At 43.9% G+C, this 4,786-nt stretch carries 6 protein-coding genes; 2 read left to right on the top strand and 4 right to left on the bottom strand.

The features are described 5' to 3' along the window. Positions 1–260: 260 nt before the first annotated feature. Positions 261–446: a hypothetical protein gene (locus tag GX089_11600; GenBank protein NLP03132.1), complete on the bottom strand. Its 186-nt coding sequence runs from the start codon at positions 444–446 to the stop codon at positions 261–263. 269 nt (positions 447–715) lie between these two features. Here GX089_11600 and GX089_11595 point away from each other — a divergent pair, with 269 nt between their 5' ends. Both GX089_11595 and GX089_11590 read left to right on the top strand, forming a co-directional pair. Next, the gene (locus GX089_11595; GenBank protein NLP03131.1) at positions 716–1,138 is read left to right on the top strand and encodes an Hsp20/alpha crystallin family protein; all 423 of its coding nucleotides are present in this window, start codon (positions 716–718) and stop codon (positions 1,136–1,138) included. Between the two features lie 19 nt (positions 1,139–1,157). Then, complete coding sequence (locus GX089_11590; GenBank protein NLP03130.1) at positions 1,158–1,556, top strand: Hsp20/alpha crystallin family protein; 399 nt, start codon at positions 1,158–1,160, stop codon at positions 1,554–1,556. Between the two features lie 82 nt (positions 1,557–1,638). Here GX089_11590 and GX089_11585 read toward each other — a convergent pair whose 3' ends face one another. Genes GX089_11585 through GX089_11575 form a run of 3 tightly spaced genes read right to left on the bottom strand, consistent with a single transcriptional unit; the run spans position 1,639 to position 4,773 of the window. Continuing rightward, positions 1,639–3,213: an LTA synthase family protein gene (locus GX089_11585; protein ID NLP03129.1), complete on the bottom strand. Its 1,575-nt coding sequence runs from the start codon at positions 3,211–3,213 to the stop codon at positions 1,639–1,641. After that, the gene (locus GX089_11580; protein NLP03128.1) at positions 3,210–4,577 is read right to left on the bottom strand and encodes an SAM-dependent methyltransferase; all 1,368 of its coding nucleotides are present in this window, start codon (positions 4,575–4,577) and stop codon (positions 3,210–3,212) included. Before GX089_11580 ends, GX089_11585 begins: the two co-directional genes overlap by 4 nt. Continuing rightward, positions 4,561–4,773, bottom strand: coding sequence for a hypothetical protein (locus GX089_11575; GenBank protein NLP03127.1), 213 nt, complete (start codon positions 4,771–4,773; stop codon positions 4,561–4,563). The genes GX089_11580 and GX089_11575 overlap by 17 nt, the downstream gene beginning before the upstream one ends. Between the last annotated feature and the right edge of the window lie 13 nt (positions 4,774–4,786).

Raw genomic sequence — 4,786 nt, 5'->3', positions numbered from 1 at the left:
TCGTCCCCGAAACCATGAGACGCCGTTTTTCAAGCTAGTGCGAGATCATTTCGATGAGTTTGAGAATGTTTATTTCGAGCGGTATCAGGCAAAATATGGTTACTGGAGACCGGTAATCCGCTCGTCGCTCCTCTTGTTATCAGGACCACCAAAGAAGATCAGCTTTACTTCAGAAAAAGCAATACTATCTTAGATGATCTCTCATCTTAATTAATTCCAGTGCAGTTGATTGGAGAAGATATGAAAAGGTATTCATCTTTTTATTTTTCTGCTTTACTCATTATTACATCATACATAACACAGATCACAGGAGAACCAGCCGAAACCGGCATCATCGAAGAAGAATCTCCGGTTTCTTCTGAAGAAAGTCCCGGAAGTATGTCAAATGACACTATTGAGAATTGGCGGGGAGCTCCCTTATCGAAGGGTGAAGGCTGCAATGTCATACTTCGATAAACTCCCCGCTACGCCCGAGCGCTACGCGGAGGCGAGCAGTATGAGCGATACTGTTTAAACCTCTGAACCTCTGAACCTCTATTTTTTGTTTAAAACTGAAACATCAGACATTCAATATTTAAACACATTCAGAGCCTTGCGGGATTGCGATGCTTTATTTCATGCACCACTGTGGGCTTAAATAGATATGGCACATCTTTTGATTAGTCCAGAAAAACGAATGACAATTCAGTTCTTCCCAAACGTACAGGAGGTTTATATGGTATGGAATGTTGACATCTTCAACGAAATGGACCGGCTCCGCAGAGAAATGAATAATCTGATGTCAAACTATGAAACAGCTGCCGGTTCTGCCGCTACTTTTCCTTCGATTAATGTTTATGATGGAAAAGACAGTCTGATTGTCAGCGCAGAACTTCCGGGCCTTACAAAGGATCAGGTAAGCATAGTTTATTCTGACGGCATGCTGACCCTTTCAGGAAACCGGGAACCGGTTCTGGCTGCCAAAAAATTAAGTGCGCTGCGCAAGGAGCGCCCTGAAGGGAAGTTTGAGAAGAGCCTGCGCATTCCGGTTAAAATAGACCAGAACGGGATAAGCGCCTCGTTCACCAATGGCATATTGACAATATCACTTCCAAAAGCCGAAGAAGCTAAACCAAAGACAATTAAAATTGAAGCTTAACTGACAGGAGGATAAGACCATGGCTACTGATCTTGAAAAAAGAGGACAGCAGGAGGTAAGCAATACCGCTGCAGAACAGCTCAGACACAGCGGTCAGGCATACAGCCCCGATGTAGATATTTACGCATCAGAAGACGAGGTGGTTTTTGCTGTTGATGTACCCGGTGTGGGCAAGGGGGATGTAAATATCCAGATTGACGAAACAAATACACTGGTTATCCAGGCCAGAAATTCTCAAAAAGAGTCGGACAACATAGCTATTCGTCAATACCGGATCGGTGATTTTTACCGTGCGTTTCAAATTTCAGACGAGTATGATAAAGAAAAAATCAAAGCCGCACTGGAAAATGGCCTTCTGCAGATCACGATTCCCAGAAAAGAATCGGCGAAGCCCAGAAAAATTGAAATAAAAGCCTGAATGCAGAAAAAAGGGCTCTCTTTAATTAAGAGCCCTTTCTCACTACGGAATACAAAAAATAATTGATAGTGGCTTGTGTTAACTATTGCCTGTCTTCATCGGTCAAAAGGTTGCTTTCTGAACTATCCTTACCGACTTTTTCTGTGACATCGATGAATCTGTAAGGCTTGGACCAGGTGGAAAAGTAACTTTTGTGCTCCAGCAGTTGCAGATCGGTATGGAAAAGGCCGTTCAGAATGACTCTGAAGGTATTTACAGGACTCATCTCTGCCCAGGTGGTGCACTGCTCCGGGGCATAGACAGCATTTAATATACTCATTCTCTCCGGGACATCTGTTTTCTCAATTTCCTCGAAACTCAATACCGAACCGGGACCATGGTCTGACTGGATTATGATTACAGGGGGTTCCGGCGAGTTCTCCAGTATAGACTTCACCATGTCCCTGGTTTTGCGGGAAATAAAATCATATTGCTTTTTGTAAAGTGCCCGGTACCCATCTACTGTATAACCTCTTTCCAGAAAAGAAAACGGGCCCTTCTGAACAGGTTTACTTCCATCACTGTTGAATACAAATGGCGGATGAGGAGCCAGAATATGCGCAAAAACAAAGAATGGGTGGCCGGAATGGGTTGACAGCCGGCTCAACTGATCAAAGGTGTACAAGATCCTTTTTCTCTGCAGATCAAACTGATCAAACTGGATTTTCTTAAGGAGAGCCGGAATTGGAGTAAGTGAGAGGACACCGTTGCTGAAATCATCCATTGACCATCTTGAAGAGAGCCAGAGATCGGTACTTTTGATATTTGTAGGCCAGTAACCAGTGGCGAAAGAGACTGTAGTGTATCCTAACTTGTCCAGAAAAGAAAACATCCGGTTATTCCATATCAGGTTTCTCAGCGGCCGGATATCATTGCTGTGGGTACCTGCATTCTTTGTCAGATTGTCCAGATAATCATAATTCAATGAGGAAGCAAGTGAAAGGACTGTCTGGCAGTAATTGGATGTGGACCGTTCGGCGATGAAAAAACCTTTCTCTTTCAGGAAAGGAACCAGAACAGTATCTGTGCTGCCATATCGGTCCTGGAAAATGTCTTTACGTGCAAAGCCATCAAGGATTATGTAGTAAATATCAGGTTTCTGACCATTAATCGGCTTTTGTCTCATTTCCCCTGAGATGTTGCTTTTATCCCGGTTTTGCTGCGTTGCTTGAACTGTGATGGGATACAATGGAAGCAGAACGGAAACTGTTGAACTGACCAGAAGAAACGCTGTCAATTTCTGAAAATTGAATTTTGAACGGATTACAATCAGAACAACTGCTGCAATCAAAAGAATCTCAGCGGAAAAGATAATTTTGTTAGCTCCGATTTCAACCGAACCGAATCTAAAGTAAACTCCTTCAATCAAATTGACAATAGTTCCATAGGTGAAAAAAATAACAGAAATGATGGAACAAATCAGAGATGCTTTGGAGATGCTTTTTGTCAGTAGTGAGAAAATTCCTGTAATGGCAAGCGCGCTTCCGGCCGAAATCAACAAGGGCCATAAAAGCACATCCGGTTCATAGTACCCTCTGTTCTGGTTGAAAAGTGAGAGGACCGGAAGAATACTGAAGAGGACCGGTGCTATTGTTATATATAGATTTTTAAACTTCATCTCTTTTCCATAAGAAAAATTGTACGTCCCGAACTCCCGACATCGACTTCTTTATGGATCAGAAAATCTGCCGAGAATCTTTTCAGGAGGCATTCCCGTGTGTATTCTGTAAATATATCCCTGCGTACCGCAAGCATCTCCTTCACCTGAGGATCGTCTTTGGGAACAAATTCCAGAATAAGCCATCTTCCGAGTCGTGCCAGGTAAGATGAGATCATAGTGAAAGGAACATTGTTACCGATCGCTATATGATGAATTAGAGCGAGAGCCATAACCAGCCCGGTCGGCCCGCGTTGAGTCAGTGAGTCCCGTTCCTGGTTGTTGAATCCAAGCGATGGACTGGGATTTGTAAGATCGCACACCAGTGGGAGAACTCTATAATTTTCTTCTGAAGCCAGGTCCCTGTAAAGGCTCTCCACACATAGCGGATCTGAATCGAAAGCAATAGTATTATAACCGAGTCCGGCGCTCAATTTTGCAAAGCGGCCGGTGTTGGCGCCCAGATCCCAGACAGTATCCGGTTTAGCATATGTAATGAGATCTGATACGATCTTTTCTTTTACCCTCAGATACTCTTCTGAATGAGTACCGGAACCATAATATCCGCTCCACATGCTCTTTGCGGGGCGCAACCTGCAGGTATTTACCGCTGATTGAAGGCTGTCAAGCAGTCCGAAAGCCGAGTTTCTGGAAAAGCTCTGTGATGATTGCGGCTTTTTCACTCCTGTGTACCGCAGGCTGAACCTGGAATGAAGATAAAGGTGCAGGAAAAGTGAAGGCCTCAAGAAAGCCCGTAAAGGCAGAATGCTTACCGCAAGGTCAAGCGGTATACCATCGATAAAGCCCATGAGAAGCCTGTGAAGGTTTACATTGGTATAAGACATCAGTGCCAGGGGGGCCAGAAAATGTCTGCAGAATTGATGATACGCGGTCCAGGGCTGCCCGGGACTGAACTGCTCGAATGAAAGCGAGTCTATAAGTACGGGCTTTCCATCCGCAAACTGTATGTTGTACGCGCTGGCATCTTTGAGGCTCATCTCATTCTCAAGTGCCAGTTTCTGTAATCTCAGAGTGCACCTTGCGGCATCTTTTAATTGTGAAAAGCACCATTCATACGGGTAAGAAATAAACGGGATTTCTCTGGGCTGGATTGTGATTGAATCTTCGTTGGTTTCTATGATGCTGTGAGGGCATAGCAGCCCGGAATCAAAAAGCCTGGAAAAAATTCCGGTGGATTGCATGTGGTTGAATACAGGAACATAAGATGCATTTATCTTCCTGTAAACCCTTGAATCTTTCAGGAAAACGTAACCTGACGGATCTCTGAAAGAGGATGGAAGTCTGGTGTTACTCTGGTTTTCCATCACTGCATTTTTTTGTAGTATTTCTGGAGAAAAAAGCTTTGATTTTTCCCCAGAATATCTTCAGAGAAAAAGTAATGCCTACCAGCATCCCTATGAGGATCTGGAAAAAGTAACTGCCTGTCCCTGGATCCAGATACGCCCAGGCATTTGCGGCAAAAATCAGCAACAGCATTAGAATTGTTATTCGAACCATCATAAAACTCCTGTAG

Source organism: Fibrobacter sp. (assembly GCA_012523595.1).
GTDB lineage: Bacteria > Fibrobacterota > Chitinivibrionia > Chitinivibrionales > Chitinispirillaceae > JAAYIG01.
Note: the sequence above shows the minus strand (reverse complement) of the source record. Positions and strands in the feature narration are given on the sequence as shown.

What these genes read in the sequence shown, in the direction of transcription:
- GX089_11575 (NLP03127.1), bottom strand. Translation starts at nt 4,773, where the DNA reads ATGATGGTTCGAATAACAATTCTAATGCTGTTGCTGATTTTTGCCGCA.
- GX089_11580 (NLP03128.1), bottom strand. Translation starts at nt 4,577, where the DNA reads ATGGAAAACCAGAGTAACACCAGACTTCCATCCTCTTTCAGAGATCCG.
- GX089_11595 (NLP03131.1), top strand. Translation starts at nt 716, where the DNA reads ATGGTATGGAATGTTGACATCTTCAACGAAATGGACCGGCTCCGCAGA.
- GX089_11585 (NLP03129.1), bottom strand. Translation starts at nt 3,213, where the DNA reads ATGAAGTTTAAAAATCTATATATAACAATAGCACCGGTCCTCTTCAGT.
- GX089_11590 (NLP03130.1), top strand. Translation starts at nt 1,158, where the DNA reads ATGGCTACTGATCTTGAAAAAAGAGGACAGCAGGAGGTAAGCAATACC.
- GX089_11600 (NLP03132.1), bottom strand. Translation starts at nt 446, where the DNA reads ATGACATTGCAGCCTTCACCCTTCGATAAGGGAGCTCCCCGCCAATTC.